A 16,913-nucleotide genomic window follows, 5' to 3' on the forward strand; every position below is an offset into this window, starting at 1 on the left:
AAATGAGAGTGCTTTCACGACTATTTTCGTCCGCGGCGCTACTGCTTATTGTAAGCGCCTTGCTCTTTGCAATGTGTCGCGCAACGCCTGTTTCACCGGCGCGACTGACGCTTGGCAGCGATGCCACCTCCGAGCAAATTGCGGCCTTCAATCAGCAGTATGGCCTTGACAAGCCCGTGGTGGTCCAGTTTACCAATTGGCTGGGCAGCGCATTGCAGCTCGACTTTGGAAAGTCCTATGTTTCCAATGAGAACATCGGGCCGCAGATCGCCGAAACACTTCCGCGGACGGTCGAGCTGGTAACGATATCATTCATATTCACGGTTCTCGTATCCGTTACGCTCGGCACTATCGCGGCATTGAAAGAGGAGAGTTTGACGGATCATATCTTGCGCATTGTCGCGATCGTCGGACTATCGATACCGTCATTTTGGCTCGGCCTGATATTGATTCGCTATGTCGCATTGAAAACGTCCCTGTTTCCTGTAGGAGGCATTGGCCCATGGAGCGATGGGGCAGTTGAGCACATGATTGCGCTTGTTCTGCCAATGCTGACAATTTCCGTCTACTATATCTCGGTACTCAGCAGGCTGGTTCGGGCCAACATGGTCGATGTCCTTTCACAGGACTACGTGAGAACGGCACGGGCGCTTGGGATTTCTCAATCCCGAATCCGCTCCTATGCACTGAAGAACGCGCTCCCCTCGTTGGTCAGTACCGCTGCGATGAGCTACGGCTACATGTTTGGTTGGGCGCTGATCGTCGAGCAGATCTTTAACCTCCCTGGCGTTTCACGGGCCCTGCTGACGGCAATTTTTCAGCGCGACTATCCAACGGTACAAGCCATCGTGCTCGTCATCACGACCATCTTCATCGTATCGAACACTTGCGCCGACGTTCTCCAAGGTTATCTGGATCCGAGGACAAATAGAAAATGATGGCCAATTCGTCTTGCTCCACGACATCGGAAAGCCCCCGGGCTACCCCTGGCATCGTCCGGCGGGTCACCAACGCAGCCCGTACGCTCGCACGAGAGCCATCTGGGCTCGCGGGACTGGTCTTGATTATGCTGCTGCTCGCGTTGGCGATCTGCGCACCCATTCTGCCGCTCCAGGACCCGCTGCAACTTTACGTCGAGCATCGCTTGCAGGCGCCAAGTGCTCAGTTTTGGTTCGGAACGGACCATGTAGGCCGTGATATATTGAGCCGCACAATCTGGGGGGCGCGGGCGTCGTTGTCGATCGGTGTCTGTGCAGTCTCCATCGGACTGGTCCTGGGAGCAATGGTTGGAATTATCGCGGGCTACAAGGCAGGGACTTGGGTAGAAGAGTTGCTGATGAAGCTGATGGAAGTATTCGCATCCATTCCACTGTTGATCTGGGCGATCGCGCTGGTTGGTATCACGGGAACAGGCACGCTGGAGCTAGGCAACATTTCGTTGACGAATGAAGCAAAGCTCGTGCTCCTGATCGGCGTCCTGTATGCGCCAGGCCTTGCGCGGCTGACGTTTAGCCTGGCCAAGGCTGAAGCCCAGGCAGAGTACGTCGCTGCGCGTCAGCTGCAAGGGGCGAGTTCTCTGCGAATCATGGCGACTGACATTCTGCCAAACGTCATCTCACCGGTACTGATCCAGGCGACGCTACTGCTTGGCGTCACGATCATCGTTGAGGCGTCTCTCAGCTTTATTGGCCTTGGCGTACAACCGCCGACGCCGAGTTGGGGAGCGATGCTGTCCGACGCTCGCGCACAGATTTTCTCTGACGCGTGGTGGGTTTTTATCTTTCCAGGCACCGCAGTCTTCCTGAGCGTGTTTGCGTTCAATTTGGTCGGTGATTCCTTGCGGACGATCCTGGACCCGCGTCGCCGCCAGCGTGGTTTCGACGCACCGGGGAGGGCACAATGAGCAAGACGCTTCTGTCTATTGAAGATCTGCGGGTGACGTATGGCCGAGGCCGAGATGCAACGGAAGTGCTGCACGGTCTGAATCTTAGCGTCCGAGCCGGCGAAGCTATTGGTCTTGTCGGCGAATCTGGATCCGGAAAGAGTGTCGCATCCCTGGCAGTGATGAAGCTGCTTGGCAATGCCGGCTGGATCAATGGCGGAAGGATTTCTTTCGAGGGAGAGGATCTAGCTCAGGTCAATGAACTGCGTATGCGGACGCTTCGTGGCAGTCGGCTGTCGATGATCTTTCAGGATCCCGCAACAGCGCTGAATCCTGTGTTTACCATTGGCACGCAGCTGTCTGATGTCGTGCGTGCCCATCGGCAGTTGCGAGGCTCGGCAATCGACAGGGAAGTGGAGTCAATTCTCGAGCAGGTCGGATTCAGAGATCCACGGCGAGCGATGAAGGCGTATCCCCATGAGCTGAGTGGAGGGATGAAGCAAAGAGCGATGATCGCTGCCGCGATCGTGTGCAAGCCAGCTCTGCTCATCGCGGACGAGCCCACGACGGCACTTGACGTGACCGTTCAGAAGCAGATCGTAGACTTGCTAAGAACTCTCGTCTCGGACTTGAACCTTGGGCTTGTGTTCATCACCCACAATCTCGATCTGATGGCTGAGTTGTGTTCCCGAGCGGTGGTATTGCGACACGGGAGCGTGGTCGAGGAAGGGGATGTGAGTGACATTTTTCTGCGTCCGTCACATGAGTATACGCGCCAGCTTATTGCGAGCATTCCGCGGCTGCCCAGCGTCAGCACGGCACGTTTGAGCTAACTACGGAGGGTGGCGGTGACCACTATGAAGTCGACTGAAGAAGTCCTTTTTCGACTCGAGCATGTTGAGAAGTCCTACCCGATGGCACGATCCCATCTCGAAGGGCTTTTCAACAGAAAGCGCTTCTTTGCCGTGTCTGACCTGAGTCTCGAGGTCGCAAAGGGTGATTCCCTGGCGATCGTTGGCGAAAGCGGCAGCGGGAAATCGACCGTGGCGCGTCTGATGGTGGGGCTGACGGAGGCAACCGGCGGTAGCATTTCCTATCGAGACGTTCCTCTGCCAAAGATGTCGTCCGGTCAACGGCACAACTATCGGCAGCACGTGCAGATGGTGTTCCAGAGCACGATGAATTCGCTGAATCCACGCAAGTCGATCTTGACCTCCCTACGTGAGGCAATCGGGAAGAATGGTGTCCCGGTCGATGAACTGTTGGATATGGTGTGTCTGCCGCGTACGGTACTTGGAAGATTGCCCCATCAGCTTTCGGGGGGGCAACGCCAACGTGTCGGGATTGCCCGAGCATTGGCACGACGCCCAGAACTCGTGGTGGCAGATGAGCCGACATCGGCGCTCGACGTGTCGATTCAATCGGAAATCATCCGGCTGCTGCGGGACTTGCATCAAAGTGCAGGTGTGACGCTTGTCGTCATCAGCCATGACCTGGCGATGGTGGGCGAGCTCTGTGACCGCGTTGTCGTCATGCAGCATGGACGCATTGTTGAGGAGGGCAATGCAGCAGATATCCTGTCGGCGCCGAAGGATCGTTATACGGCTGAGTTGTTGTCGGCCATCCCGCGAGGCATTCACGCCCTGGAAGAGAGGCGTGCAGGCTGACGGTGATTTTTTAGGCGGTAAGGACATATGCAGCACAGGCTTTGCGCGGACTGGATTAGACGCGCGGAGCCCTCAAGACCGAGGCCTTCTGACGCGCCGGGTGGGGCATGCAGGCGATCAGGAAAATCCCAAAGCGCCATCACGGCGCTTTAAAAAATTCAGTTGATGAATCGATTCACCGATGCTATGGTGAGGTGTATGGAGTGTGGGTTAGAGCGACGCAGCTACTTGTCAACGGGGTACTGCATTAACTACTGAGCAAGGTGTGTAATGGCTGAAAGACAGTTTCGGGCAGGTGTCGATATCGGCGGGACGTTCACGGATATCGTGCTAATCAGCGACGACGGCGTAGTTCATACGAAGAAGGTGTCTTCGACACCGAGCGACTACGGTCTCGCGATCGTGACGGGCCTACAGGCTCTTCTGGCGTCCCTGGGTGCGCACCCTGGTCAAGTGACAGAACTTGTGCACGCGACGACGGTAGCGACCAACACAGTGTTGGAAGGAAAAGGCGCAAAAACCGCATTGGTGACGACGCGTGGCTTCCGTGATGTGGTGGAGATTGGTCGACTGCGGGTACCGATGCTCTACAACCTCGCGTACAAGAAGCCCACGCCCTTGGCCAAGCGCAGGCACCGCTACGAGGTGGATGAACGCCTGCGTGCCGATGGCTCGGTCGAGACGCCTCTGGACGAAGCGGCTGTACTGGAAATCGGACTCCAGATCGCGAGCGAAGGAATCGAAGCGGTTGCCATCAGCCTCATTCACGCGTATGCCAATCCGCAGCATGAGATCCGCGTGCGCGATCTTCTGCGTAGCACCTTGGAGGACAAGGTCTATCTGACATGCTCGCACGAGATTCTGCCTGAGATTCGTGAGTACGAGCGGACCAGCACGACTGTCGTCAATGCGTACCTCGGGCCGGTGGTGGTGAGCTATCTGAATTCGCTGATCGACAAGCTGCGCGCGATCGGGATGAAGGGGCCGGTCCAGATCATGCACTCCAACGGCGGCGTGATGAGTGCGGAAAGCGTGATGCAAAAGCCGGCGGCGATCATCGAGTCGGGCCCAGCAGCTGGCGTCATTGCGGGTGCGTCGGTCGCCAAGGCGTCCGGCTATGCTGACTGCATCACGGTGGATATGGGCGGCACCACGGCGAAGGCAGCAATCATTGAACAAGGTGAGCCAGCTCGTACCACCGAGTACGAAGTGGGGGCCGGTATCAATGTCAGCAGCAAGCTCGTGAAGGGTGGTGGCCACGCAGTGAAGCTGCCGTTCATCGATGTGTCCGAGATCGGGGCGGGCGGCGGCAGCATGGTCCGTATCGATGCGGGCGGTCTGGTGAAGGTCGGACCGGACTCGGCAGGCTCGGTTCCTGGTCCGGTGGCCTACGACGCAGGCGGCACGACACCGACGCTCACCGATGCGGTGCTTACCCTGGGCTATCTCAATCCCGAGTACTTGGCGGGCGGTGAACTTCCGGTAAACCAGCAGAAGGCCCGGGACGCTCTACTGACGCAGATTGCGCAGCCGACAAACACCGAACTGCATGAGGCCGCCTACGGAGTCTTCTCGATTGCAGCGTCGACGATGACACGTGCGGTGAAAGCCGTTTCGACATATCGCGGTCGCGACCCGCGTGAGTTTGCACTGTTCGCCTTCGGTGGCAATGGCCCAATCATCGTCCACGCGATTGCCGAGTTGCTTGACATGCGTACTGTGATCGTGCCTCCCAGCCCGGGCGTGTTTAGTGCACTGGGGCTTCTCTTCTCCACCACCCAGCATGAGTTCACCCAGACGATGTTCTGCCGGCTTGGCGAGGCCGCAGGTGCGCAGATCGGCAACGCCCTGGAAGATCTGGTCGCCGTGGCTACGAATGATCTGGTCGCGAAAGGCAAGGCACGAAGCGATATTGAAGTGGCCTGCTCCCTGGATCTACGCTACGCAGGGCAGGCATACGAACTGACTGTTCCGATTAGCTGGTGGCCGGGCGACAAGGTCAATGTCAGCGAGATCACAGCCGCTTTCCACGCCGAGCATGAGCGTACCTACGGGCATGCGTCGAAGGAAGACGCTGTCGAGTTGGTGAATCTGCGCGCCGCGGCGAGTCTTCTTTCAGAGAAGGCCCGCTCTTATGACGCACGGCGAGCGGGCGGCAGCCGGGCCCCCGATGCAAAACGTCGCTCGCGTCGCGCGTACTTCGGGAAGAAGGACGGTTTTATTGATACGCCGGTCATCTCGCGCACCGTGCTGCGAAGTGGTGTCAGCGTCGGCCCGCTCATCGTTGAGGAATACGACTCGACCTGTGTGATTCCGCCAGGCGCGACCGCGTTCGTCGACGAGAACGAAAACATTGTCATCACCCTCCCGGAGCAAAAAGCATGAAGACCGCCGACAACTCTACTTCGGCCGACAGCGCGATCACCCTTGAGATCGTCAAGAACGCGCTCAGCTCGATTGCCGACGAAATGGCTCTCGTAGTGCTGCGATCCGCCTATTCGCCGATCGTACGTGATTCCATGGACTTCTCGACGGCGGTGTTCGACCACGCTGGCCGGGCAATCGCCCAGGGCCTGACGCTGCCTATCCATTTGGGCGCATTCCCGGCGGCGATGCGAAACGTCGTGGAACGCTATGGAAAGTCCGGCAAGCCGAACGACGTCTACATCATGAATGATCCGTACACCTCCGGTGGTATGCATTTGCCGGATGTGTATCTGATTCAGCCGGTGTTTCATGATGGAAGGATCGGTGGCTACGCTGCTACGATCGTCCACCATACCGATATCGGTGGCATGGCTCCCGGCAGCATGGCGATCGGCGCGACCGAGATCTTCCAGGAAGGCCTGCGTATCCCGTTGATGAAGCTTGTCGATGGCGGGGAGGTGAATGAGACACTCATGACCCTGCTGGAAACCAATTCGCGTATGCCCGACCAGCTTCGTGGGGACATTCGCGCCCAGATTGCTTCGTGCAGGGCAGGGTCGCGTGGGCTGCAGCAGTTGTTGGAGAAGTACGGCTACGACGGCTTCAATGAGCTCGTGGAGGCGCTGCATAGCTACGCGGATCGCCTTACGCGGCAAGCGATTTCTGCCATGCCGGACGGTGACTATTATTACGAGGACTACATCGATGGGCTCGGAAACCATCCCGATCCTATCCTGTTCCGTGTCAAGATCACAGTGGCGGGGGATGAAGTCACGATCGATTGGACCGGTACGGCGGGCCAGGTTCAGGGTGCGATCAACGGTCCCTTCGCCACCACCCAATCCGTTGCCTATGCGGCGGTTCGGACGGCGATCGGTGTGGATGTTCCGAACTGCGAGGGTTTCTCACGGGCTGTCAAGGTATATGCGGAGGAAGGTTCCATCGTCAACCCGGTTGAACCGGCAGCTTGTGCGGCGCGAGGTATCATGGCTTACCGCATGTTCGATGTCTTGCAGGGTGCGTTTGCGCAAATTGTTCCCGACATCATTCCAGCACCGGGCGAGGGCGGTCCATCCGTGATCTCGATCTCGGGACGGGGTACCGACGGTAACTGGCTCATTACGGACGGCGTCCTCGGAAGCTGGGGCGGCGGCGGGCGTCGCGATGGCATCGAAGGGATCGCCAATCCCCTTGGCAACCTGTCGAACCAACCGATCGAACTGATCGAGGCCAGACTGCCGATCAAGATTACTGACTACAGCTTCGTGAATGATTCGGGTGGCGCCGGTAAGCACCGCGGCGGCCTTGCTATGCGGCGAACCTATGAAATGCTTGCTGACGATGTACAGCTCGGATTGCGGTCTGACCGTCGCATTCATCGACCACTTGGCGCCAAGGGGGGACTCAACGGTACCCCCTCGCTCAATATTCTGACGCGAAATGGAAACTCGACCCTGCTGCCAAGCATGCCGAACTCTGTTTCGAAACTCGACCTCGGGGACCAGGTGTGTCACATCGCCGCTGGCGGTGCTGGGTATGGCAATCCCCTGGAGCGGGACGCGGAAGCGGTCCTTGAGGATGTTCTGGACGATCGGATCTCCGTGCGCATGGCTCAGGACGTCTATGGCGTTGTGGTCGACAGCGGCCTGAAGGAGGTCAACTTGGCACAGACGGCTGCCCTGCGGGCCTCGTTGCAGACGCTGTCGACGGATGCGCTAATTGATCGACAGGACGAGCAGTTTTTCGAGGCGAATGGCATTCCTCCGTCTATCTCGTCCCAGCTTTGAATAGGGTGACCATGCGAGAGTTTGAGTTGAGTGAACGCGAGGTGCAGCTGTTACGGCCTGCCTGGGCTGAGATCAACTGGGGAGCATTGCGTTCCAATTTGGCGGTCGCCCGTAAGCTGGTAGGCAACGACGTAGAGATTTACTTTGTTTGCAAGGGCGATGGCTTCGGTTTTGGCGCAGCTCGTGTAGCAAAGCTGGCTGCGGAGGCGGGTGTTGACGCGCTTTGTGTCGGAAGTCCGGAGGAGGGCCTTGCGATCCGCAAGGCCGGTATTGAGAAGGAAATCCTGCTCTTTGCGTCTACGCTTCCCGAGGATGCCGCTCGCGTAGCGTCGCTGGGGCTGACGGTAACGATCCAGAGCATGGAGAGCCTGCGAGCTTTCATCTCCGCTGGGGTCCCGGTAGATGCTTTTCTTGAGATCGATCCTGGATTCGGTCGCTTTGGCTTCCTTCCGTCGCAATGGGGTGTAGCGCTCAGGGCGCTTGCCGCGCAGTCGACCGTACGGCTCAAGGGCATCTACACCCATTTGAGTTCGCCGGGCGATGAAGTCGTAACGGAGAGGCAGGCCGGCGTCTTCAACGCTGCGCTGGCGGACGCGAGTGCGGCCGGCTTCAACGATGTGGTGACGATGCTGGCGAGTTCGCGAGTCATGATCGCGCATCCTCAACTGAGTTATCGGGCGGTGGATCCCGGCCGTCTCCTGTACGGTGCCCTTGACCATGAATGGATGAGCCGCGCGGATCTTACACCGATGATGCACGCCATTCGGGGTCGCGTCATTCATGTACAGGAGCACCCCGCTGGATCAGTGCTAGGCATCGGGTATTCAGCGCCTATCCGCCTGGAACGAACTGTGCGAGTGGGCGTCGTGCCGATCGGCTTCGGTGATGGACTCAATCACGTCCCGCCATTGGGACGAGTATTGGTCCAAGGTCGGGAGGCGCCTGTGATGGGGCGCCGCTCGCTGCAGCATACCGTCGTCGATCTCACCGACATTCCGCAGGCCGGCATCGGAAGCATTGTCACGTTCCTCGGGGCGGATGGAGGCCAGGAAATCACCATTGATGAACTAGCTGAGGCGTTCAACGTACCGGTGCTGGAGTTGATTCCGAGACTCGCGCGTAGTCTGCCGCACATCTCCGTGCAGTAACGAATAGGCGTTGGTATTGACGCAGGTGAGGTGAACGGTGTACATCGTGGCAGTCCGTTCGCTACTCCCGCCGAGTGCGCCTCGGCGCCGTGGCCGATGAGCGATACGGACGCTCTGTAAAGACCTTTCTCGCCTGCGCTGATAGACCCCCAGCGCGGGATTTCACCGGTCCGGCATCGTACCCGGGATGTCGGGCTCTTTTTCGCCTCGGTAAGGGATATGGAGGCATTCGACTCCACCACGACTCGAAACCGCGTCGGAAACCGACCCGCCGAGCGCGAGCCTCGATGCGCATTCGACGGACGAGAGCACGCGCATTTTGATGGTCTCCTACAAGATCATTGGCAACAACCTGGGCCCGTACACGATTGCGTAGTGGATCGCCAGGCCATCGTCAGTCGCAACACAGCCTCGCGGTTGCAGGATCTTCCGATGCGTTTGGCAGTTGTCCACGGATCTCCCGCTCGATGTCATAGGATCGCCGATTTGCACCAGGGCCTGTTCGGTGCCTTAGGTTGATTCCTTCTGGAGTTGCGACGTGACCTGCCGCCCGCGCTCGCTTCGCAGTTCCCGTGGCGGACTGAGTCCCGTGCTGCACGCACCTGGCAGTTGACGGCGCAGGCCGTCCACTGCGGCTGATCATCCCCGAAGGATTGGTTGCCACATCTCGTGTGCCGGAGAAGGTCGTGCAGTTGGCGCACCGGAGCGGTTATCGCCGACAAGGGTTACGACGCCGATGCCCTGGTGAAGACGCGCCTGACTGTCAGCGGAGTGCTCTCCGTCGGAAATCGTCAGTCGAGCCCGTCGAGCATCATTCTAGTGAGCTTCATTTTTGCCTATTTGCCGCCATAAGCGTGCCAAGCTCCGAGCTGCGCGAACCTCAAGCGTCTTAGCACTGTCCCGGCGAGCTATCTCTATTGCTTGATGAAAACAGGCTTCCGCTTCGGGATCGATGGACAAGTGGCGCTGATTAGATTGATCGAGAAGCAATTTGCCTCTCAGGCGATATAGCTCCGCTTCGTAGTAGCGTTCCCCATTTCTATCAGCGATTTCAAATGCCTCGGTCAACACTTTTAGTCCTGGCTGTGGCTGCCTCGCATTCCCATACGTTTGGGCCAATAGGGCTAGGAGATATGGCCGCGCCAACTCGGCGCCATTTGCTTGGTATGCGGACAAACCTTGGCGTATTTGCGCGATGCCCTGCTTACGCCCTCCCATCTCAGCAACCGCCCAGCCTTTTAGGATGGTTCCCCATGCGTTCCAGAACGGAAATCCTTGTTCGGCGGAGAGCGCGAGGGCCGCATCAGCGCACTCTCGGACCAGATTTACCTCATGTCGCCATTGATGAATGCCAGCTGCGAAAATGAGGGCGCTTGCGAGGCTAAATGGGTGAGCAAGCCGATTCGCTAGTGCCTGCGCCTCTTGTGCTTGTTTGCTGGCGTGAGCCGGGAAGCCCAAGAGCCACAATGTCCATGCCAACAAGCTAAGGCCGCGCACCCCGGGATCGGTCCCATATAATGCGACATGAGTGGGATGTTGTTCGGTGTCATAATAAGCAAGCCCTTGCTCCAAGTGAGTGCGTGCCATGGGAAGCTCGCTCAAAAAAAACGAGGATGCTCCCAATGCTATATGTGCTTGCGCGAGCAACACCGGATCCTGTGTGGGCACAGCAAGGTCAAGCAGTTCCTGGGCTAGTTTGTATGCTGTTTCATGCTGTCCGTGAGATAGAAAAAACATGCGCAATCCCGACTTTACCTTGAAGAGCTGCTGGGATTCACTACTTGAGTCGCACAGAGTAAGAGCACGGGTATAGTTGGACTTTACCTCAGACGCTGCATAGCCCCGCACGGCAATTAAGGCCTGCCCGAGCGTGAAGCGTAAATTCAGCTCTAAGGGCGCTCGTTCAGACGTGTCAGGCAGGCAATTGAGCAGATCCAGAGCTGTACTTAGGTGACGGACAGCGTCAAGATTAGCTGACCGGTCGACGGCTTGGCGCCCGGCGCAATGCAGATACTCCACGGCTTTGGGGATGTTGCGGCTGAGGCTGTAGTGATGGGCCAGTTCGCTGCAGTGGTCTTTCAGCTGAGAATGGAAAAGGGCTTCGATGGCCCGGCCAGTGCGTTCGTGCAACGCAGAGCGCTGTTCCAAGAGCAAGGAGTTGCCGGCGACTTCCTGTGTGAGGGCGTGCTTAAACGCATACTCGACCTCGGGGAAGGCAGGTCGCCCGTAGATAAACTCCGCGGCCTGCAGGCCGGTCAGCAGAGGATACAGGCACTCTTCCGACTGTCCGGCAACTTGCCGGATCAAGCTCAAAGGGAACTCCTTGCCGATCACGGCCAAGGTTTGCAGCAGTTCCTTCTGCGCGCGTGGCAGCCGATCTATGCGTGCGGCGAGCACGCCCTGTACTGTGGTCGGAATATGCAGCGCGGCTGGGGTTTCTTCGATGCGGTAATGGCCCGGTGTACCGAGCAGCGCATTTTGCTCGGCCAGCGTCTGGACGACCTCCTCCATAAAAAAGGGATTCCCCTCGGTCTTTTCCATGATGAGCTGCTTGAGCGGCCCGAGGCCGGAGTCATCGCCCAACAAGACACTGAGCAAGTCCTGCGCCTCGCCTGAACCCAAAGGAATGAGCCTGACTTCAGTGCAATTGTCCCTGTGCCTCCAGGCGAGCCAATACTCGGGCCGGTAGTTTACGAGAAGGAGGATTCGGGCGTCCGCTACCCGATCAATGAGGAAAGCGAGGAATGCTTCGGTCTCGCTATCCAGCCATTGCAGGTCCTCAAATAGGACTTCGACAGGTTGATTGCAGCTCTCGCGCACTAGCAGGCGCGTGATGGCGTGGAACGTCCGCTCTCGCCGGAGAGCGGCACCCATGTCCGCCAGTTCAGAGTCGCCTTCGCTGATACCCAGCAGTTGAAGCAGGTAGGGCAAAAGGTCTTCCAGGCTGCGCTCTAGAGTGAGCACCTTACCCGTAACCTTTTCGCGACACTGTTTCTCGCTGTCCTGGGCGGTAATCTGAAAATAGTTCCTCAAGAGTTCGATGAGCGGCAAATACGCAAAGGCTTTGCCGTGCGACACCGAGAAGGTCTCCAGCACCAGGCAGCTCTGCGAGCGCGCCTTGAACTCGTGAAATAGCCGCGATTTGCCAACCCCCGCTTCCCCCGCCACCGCAACGATCTGCCCGTGTCCGGCCGTGCACAGATCTAGCGCTCGGTGCAGTGCCTGCAGTTCGGCCTGGCGGCCCACGAAATGGGCCAGGCCGCGGCGCGCCGCCACTTGCAAGCGCGTGCGCACCGCGCCCAGTCCCAGCATTTCGTAGACCGCCAGTGGCTTGGGGATACCTTTGACCTGAGCCTCGCCCAGCGCCTTGAACTCGAAATACCCTTCGGCGAGTTTGTGCGTCGCTTCGCTGACGAGGATGGACGCGGGCGCGGCCATGGTCTCCATCCGCGAGGCAATGTGGATCGTGTGTCCTACCGGGTCATAGTCAGTGTGCAAGTCGTCCTTGCGGATCGAGCGCACCACTACTTCGCCCGTGTGGACGCCCACCCGGATCTGCAGTGAGATGCCTTGCTCCAGGCGAAGCCGGTCACTGTGCCGGTGCATCGCCGCCTGCATGCGCAGCGCCGCATACAGCGCCCGCTGCGGGTGGTCCTCGTGGGCAATGGGCGCGCCGAACAGCGCTAGTATTCCGTCGCCCAATGACTTTGCGACGTAGCCCTCATAGTAATGTACGGCCTCCATCATCATCTCGATAACGGGGGCGATCAGGCCGTAGGCCTCTTCAGGGTCCCGGTCGTGAATAAGCGCAGTCGAGCCCGCCATGTCGGCAAACAGAACGGTAATGGTCTTGCGTTCGCCGGCTGTCTTGCCTCGGGCCTCCAGGGCGGCTTGTTCGGCCCAAATGCGCTCGGCCAGGTAGGGAGGGGTGTAGTGAATAGGGGCAACAGGTAATGCTTGCGGTAATTCGCTGACGGGCTCGCCGCACGCATTGCAAAAGCGTGCCGTCGGATCGAGTGCATGGCCACAACGCAGGCAAACGCGCACCAGCCTGTTGCCGCACTGCTGACAGAAATTGGCGCCAACGGCATTTTCGAACGCGCATTTTGTGCACTGCGCCATGGGAGCCTCCTTCGGACCTCCTTCAGTCCATTAGATGCCCCATTGCCGTCTATCGCAAGGCCGTAGCTATCGCTGAGTGACGCCGTGCAAGGGCCGAGCCGTTATACCGTGGCAGCGGGTGACAAGGAGGCGGCGTTGACTGTGATCGCCAAGGTCAAAGCACGTTTTGCCCCCTTGGAGGGCGCTCGCATTGCCAAGTCTCTTGGTAGGCTTGCTATGGGATAAAACGCAATTAATCGCCTGGCTCAAACTACAAGCTCAGACATGCTGGCTTACAAGGGGTGGGGCAGTCGTCGGCCGTCACTACTTTCAGCGGTTCAGCTTGACCGGCTTTGACGGCCCGACCTAGAAGGGGGCCATCTTTCCGTGTCTAGTATAATTTCACGATCATGAAATAATTTGGCGAGCAGCCTCCACGCTGGCTTGCCTTCTTCACGGGACGGGCCTCCATGCCGCGACCACTACCTGATCCGACGCCTCCTTCGCGCGCGACAATTCGCACCATTCAGCAACTGGGCGGCCGCATTCGAGCCACCCGGGCAGGGGGCGGGGTGCCCATTGACCAGGCGGCGAGGCATTGCGGGGTCTCTGTCGGCATGCTGTCCAAGCTGGAGAACGGCAAGGGCGTCAATCTCGAGCACGCCCTGCGCGTGCTGGACGGACTGGGTTTGACGATGCTGGTCGTGCCCAAGGAGCATGCACTTTGGCTCGAACAGGCTGCGGCCCATGCGGCCAAGCCTGGCGAACCGGCAGCGTGGGATTAGCGTCCTAAGCGAGGCTGCCATCCTGGCGCCGCGGCGCGGAGATGGATTGCTGTGCGCCTTCCCTGAGCCGGCTGTCCATGCCAAAACCTCAACCTATCGAGCCGCATCAACGGGGTGCGACGCCTTCGCCGATTTGGATGGTGCCCCCCGCGAACGCCTCGCTTGCAGTTGCTGCGCCCGTTTTGCATCCTCCGGGCGAACCTGCCCCGGCCTCCTGGCCGGCCAGATCCATCCGTGATGCGCCTTCGAGGAGGCAGGCCCAGTAGCGGGCGCCGCGGCACCAGGTCTTGATCGCCTCGCGCAATTCGGCCTCCGTGAGGGGCAAGCGCCTGGGCATGCGGGAGGAGATCCTCGAAGATGCCGATCTTGAGCGGCACCTTGGGCGCCGGGTTCTTCGGAAAGGCTAGCGGAAAACGCCGTTGCAGCCTGGCGATCGCGTGGACCACCGGATCGACGGGCGGCTTTGCCGGATTGGCCGGCGCAGCGTCCCGTGCGCGGGGCGGCGTGGCCCGCTTCGGAACCTCGGCAGCCTTTGCGGACTTTGCGGCCTTTTCAGCCTTTGCTTGTGCTGCCAGTTGTGCTTTGAGTGTCGGCAGTTGTTCGAAGCCCATTGAATTCAGTGGTGGATCGCGTGGAGCGATTTTAGCAGCCGCGTCCCCTTCGGGGCTTGCCACGCGGGGTGCGCCTTACGTCTTCCCGGTCCACCCAATACGATGTCGCTCCTGGGTGGCCTCGTGCCGCGCATCCTCTTCGCTGTGCAGGTAAGCGCTGGTGGTGGCGATCGAGGCATGGCCAAAGTTGTCGCACACAAAACGCAGGTCGACCTGCTGGTCGGTCATGTGCGAGCCGGCGGTGTGGCGCAGCCAGTGGGCCGAGGCGCTGGCCAGGACATCGGCCTGGGCTTCCCACTCGGGCCCGCGCGCCCGCAGGCGCCCGGCCGCCAGGCCGAACACCTCCTTCAGGATCAAGTGCAGCGCCCCGCGTGACAGGGCCTTGTCGCGACCCGCCTCACGGCCGGTCACCGGCAGCAGCAGCGGGCGCGTTTCCCCCAGCTGTGGCGTGGGCGGCAGTCCGTGGGCGCGGCGGTAGCGCGCCAGTTCGGCGATCAGCTCATCGGTGGCCGGTACCAGCCGGGTCTTGTTGCCCTTGCCGCTCACTTCCAGCCACCAGCGCTCGATGCTCTGGGCGTCGCGCCGGCAGAAGAACGCCCCCATGGGCGTGCCCGTGAGTTCCGACGCGCGCAACCCACCCAGATAGAGCGCCGTCAGCACCCAGCGACAGCGCGCCGCATGCGCCCTGGGTGATCGCGCAAATCTCAAACTTGCTCAACTGCTCGTAGGTCGAGCTGCTGAGAGGCCCAGTGTGGACGTCACCGCAGATTCCAGTAATCAACGAAACGCCTGAAGGCGTTCAAAGGTCGACGAGTGAAGATTGCCTGTTTTTGAACATCTACGTTCCCGATAACGTAGCGGCGGGGGCAAGCAATCTGCCGGTGATGTTCTGGATCCACGGCGGTGCAAACGCGAGCGGCAGTGCAAGTGATTATGATCCTGGTCGCCTTGTGAAGGAGCAAGGAGTCATCGTCGTCTCGACCAACTACCGGGTTGGAGTTCTGGGCTTTCTCTCTCATCCCGCAATCGACAAGGAGGGCCATCCGGCCGCAAACTATGGACTTCTCGACCAACAGGTGTCCCTCGCCTGGGTACAGAATAACATCCAGTCCTTTGGCGGGGATCCCAACAACGTCACCGTATTCGGCGCGTCCTCGGGTGGGCTGAACATCCTCAATCATCTGATTGCACGATCGTCTTCAGGTTTGTTCCAGAAGGCGATCGTTCAAAGCGGCGCATACCAACCGTTTACACCCACGTTGGGCGTTTCTCAGACACGGGGTACTAGCTTTGCTGAGAGATTGGGGTGCACGGACCAATCGACTACATGCCTGCGAGGGAAGGCGTTGGCGGATGTCCTTGCAAGTCAGGGCAAAACCAACACGGCATCGAGTGCATTCAATCAGTCAACCATAGACGGAACAACGATTCCCCAAGCACAGCGAATGGCTCTTCTAGAAGGAAAATTTCAGAAAATGCCCGTCATGCAGGGAGTCACGCGGTATGAGGGGCGCGCCATTCCTTCGCAGAGTCCTGACTCACCCCCTAGCCAATATGAGGTTGTGGCCCGGGCTTATGCCACGGCCGCTTCAAAGAGCGCCGAGGACGTTATTGCGGTGTACCCCTTGGCCAGTTTTCCCACGCCTTTCGAGGCCGCAAGTGCCATTGTGACGGATGCTGCCTTCAATTGCCCCGCTTTGCAGAGCGACTTGGCGATGGCTTCGCGCACACCAGTCTATGCTTACGAGTTCGATGAGGCTACTGACGAAACGTACGCGTCCGGTCATTACGCTGACGTCGAGTATCTCTTTGACGTGTCATGGTCCAAGAAGGCGGAAACGGATGTAGGAAAAAGTATTCGCCAGATCTTTGGGCAGTTCGCGCGAAGTGGGGATCCCAATGTTGGCGGAAGCAAAGAATGGCAGAGCCTCACCGCGCAAGACAGGTACATTCGTCTAATCGGCCCCAAGTCCCAGAGGCAAACTGATTACGAGACGGCACATCATTGCAACTTCTGGGGAGCGACTTCCGGTATCCCGGTGGATAGTCGCTTTTGAGAGCTGAGCTGTAACCGACAAGGGGCAACGTCACCTCAGGCGTTGCCCCTGCATCATTCCAATTCTCGCCCCTTCGGGTTCGATCCTTCATGTACTCGAGCCCCGGGGGGCTGCGCGTGCTGCGCACCGTAAGGGGCGGGGTGTAGGCGGTCTTGCGCTGTTCCCTCTACCGTACCACAGCGTTATCGCTGTCAATGGCTGAGGCGGGTGCGGCGGCGTTCCGCGCCGCTCAAGGTAGTCGCAGCTGGCCACCAGCAGCGAACGCGTCTGGCACAGCGTCCACGCCACATGCGTCTGCGGCGCGCGGTGGTCGTGTGGCGGATTGCGACATCGAAGCCGTCCTGCGTCAGCGAATGCAGCCGGTCCGACACGTGTAGAAGAACGAGGTTCGTGCGAGCCAGGGAGTGGAAAGAAACTGGGGGAGGGTGTCACATTGCGACTAAAGTGA

General features: G+C 59.4%; 10 protein-coding genes and 3 pseudogenes. 9 read left to right on the forward strand and 4 right to left on the reverse strand.

The window, feature by feature from the left end:
• Positions 1-2 precede the first annotated feature (2 nt).
• The 7 genes from AC10V3_RS35745 (at position 3) to alr (ending at position 8,911) form a co-directional block, all read left to right on the forward strand.
• A complete protein-coding gene (locus tag AC10V3_RS35745; RefSeq protein ID WP_490924499.1) occupies positions 3-938 on the forward strand; it encodes an ABC transporter permease in 936 nt (311 codons plus the stop codon).
• Positions 939-1,066: 128 nt separating this feature from the next.
• Entirely contained in the window at positions 1,067-1,903 is an 837-nt protein-coding gene (locus tag AC10V3_RS35750; protein WP_490924662.1) for an ABC transporter permease, read from the forward strand.
• Entirely contained in the window at positions 1,900-2,715 is an 816-nt protein-coding gene (locus tag AC10V3_RS35755) for an ATP-binding cassette domain-containing protein (protein ID WP_490924500.1), read from the forward strand. Before AC10V3_RS35750 ends, AC10V3_RS35755 begins: the two co-directional genes overlap by 4 nt.
• Before the next feature lie 24 nt (positions 2,716-2,739).
• Complete coding sequence (locus AC10V3_RS35760) at positions 2,740-3,549, forward strand: ABC transporter ATP-binding protein (RefSeq protein WP_349606469.1); 810 nt, start codon at positions 2,740-2,742, stop codon at positions 3,547-3,549.
• 270 nt (positions 3,550-3,819) lie between these two features.
• On the forward strand, positions 3,820-5,934 hold the full coding sequence (locus AC10V3_RS35765) for a hydantoinase/oxoprolinase family protein (RefSeq protein WP_490924501.1): 2,115 nt from the start codon (positions 3,820-3,822) through the stop codon (positions 5,932-5,934).
• Entirely contained in the window at positions 5,931-7,763 is a 1,833-nt protein-coding gene (locus tag AC10V3_RS35770; RefSeq protein WP_349606465.1) for a hydantoinase B/oxoprolinase family protein, read from the forward strand. The genes AC10V3_RS35765 and AC10V3_RS35770 overlap by 4 nt, the downstream gene beginning before the upstream one ends.
• 11 nt (positions 7,764-7,774) lie before the next feature.
• On the forward strand, positions 7,775-8,911 hold the full coding sequence (alr, locus tag AC10V3_RS35775; protein WP_349606463.1) for an alanine racemase: 1,137 nt from the start codon (positions 7,775-7,777) through the stop codon (positions 8,909-8,911).
• Positions 8,912-9,727: 816 nt separating this feature from the next.
• Here alr and AC10V3_RS35780 read toward each other — a convergent pair.
• Positions 9,728-13,033 (reverse strand): adenylate/guanylate cyclase domain-containing protein, encoded by a 3,306-nt coding sequence (locus AC10V3_RS35780; protein ID WP_490924502.1) that lies wholly within the window; start codon positions 13,031-13,033, stop codon positions 9,728-9,730.
• 449 nt (positions 13,034-13,482) lie between these two features.
• Between AC10V3_RS35780 and AC10V3_RS35785 the strand changes: the two genes are divergently transcribed.
• A complete protein-coding gene (locus AC10V3_RS35785; protein WP_349608165.1) occupies positions 13,483-13,797 on the forward strand; it encodes a helix-turn-helix domain-containing protein in 315 nt (104 codons plus the stop codon).
• A 93-nt stretch (positions 13,798-13,890) separates the two neighbouring features.
• On the opposite strand, the pseudogene AC10V3_RS35790 reads toward AC10V3_RS35785, so the two are convergent.
• Both AC10V3_RS35790 and AC10V3_RS35795 read right to left on the reverse strand, forming a co-directional pair.
• Positions 13,891-14,408 (reverse strand): annotated as a pseudogene (locus AC10V3_RS35790) (ProQ/FinO family protein).
• Between the two features lie 75 nt (positions 14,409-14,483).
• A pseudogene (locus AC10V3_RS35795) lies at positions 14,484-15,095 on the reverse strand (tyrosine-type recombinase/integrase); the annotation flags it as partial.
• Between the two features lie 62 nt (positions 15,096-15,157).
• Between AC10V3_RS35795 and AC10V3_RS35800 the strand changes: the two are divergent.
• Positions 15,158-16,465, forward strand: a complete 1,308-nt coding sequence (locus AC10V3_RS35800; RefSeq protein WP_349606616.1) for a carboxylesterase/lipase family protein — start codon at positions 15,158-15,160, stop codon at positions 16,463-16,465.
• Between the two features lie 159 nt (positions 16,466-16,624).
• Here AC10V3_RS35800 and AC10V3_RS35805 read toward each other — a convergent pair.
• A pseudogene (locus tag AC10V3_RS35805) lies at positions 16,625-16,842 on the reverse strand (LysR family transcriptional regulator); the annotation flags it as partial.
• Between the last annotated feature and the right edge of the window lie 71 nt (positions 16,843-16,913).

This window comes from Cupriavidus sp. PB-02, from assembly GCF_058252315.1.

What these genes read in the sequence shown, in the direction of transcription:
- AC10V3_RS35745 (WP_490924499.1), top strand. Translation starts at nt 3, where the DNA reads ATGAGAGTGCTTTCACGACTATTTTCGTCCGCGGCGCTACTGCTTATT.
- AC10V3_RS35750 (WP_490924662.1), top strand. Translation starts at nt 1,067, where the DNA reads ATGCTGCTGCTCGCGTTGGCGATCTGCGCACCCATTCTGCCGCTCCAG.
- AC10V3_RS35755 (WP_490924500.1), top strand. Translation starts at nt 1,900, where the DNA reads ATGAGCAAGACGCTTCTGTCTATTGAAGATCTGCGGGTGACGTATGGC.
- AC10V3_RS35760 (WP_349606469.1), top strand. Translation starts at nt 2,740, where the DNA reads ATGAAGTCGACTGAAGAAGTCCTTTTTCGACTCGAGCATGTTGAGAAG.
- AC10V3_RS35765 (WP_490924501.1), top strand. Translation starts at nt 3,820, where the DNA reads ATGGCTGAAAGACAGTTTCGGGCAGGTGTCGATATCGGCGGGACGTTC.
- AC10V3_RS35770 (WP_349606465.1), top strand. Translation starts at nt 5,931, where the DNA reads ATGAAGACCGCCGACAACTCTACTTCGGCCGACAGCGCGATCACCCTT.
- alr (WP_349606463.1), top strand. Translation starts at nt 7,775, where the DNA reads ATGCGAGAGTTTGAGTTGAGTGAACGCGAGGTGCAGCTGTTACGGCCT.
- AC10V3_RS35780 (WP_490924502.1), bottom strand. Translation starts at nt 13,033, where the DNA reads ATGGCGCAGTGCACAAAATGCGCGTTCGAAAATGCCGTTGGCGCCAAT.
- AC10V3_RS35785 (WP_349608165.1), top strand. Translation starts at nt 13,483, where the DNA reads ATGCCGCGACCACTACCTGATCCGACGCCTCCTTCGCGCGCGACAATT.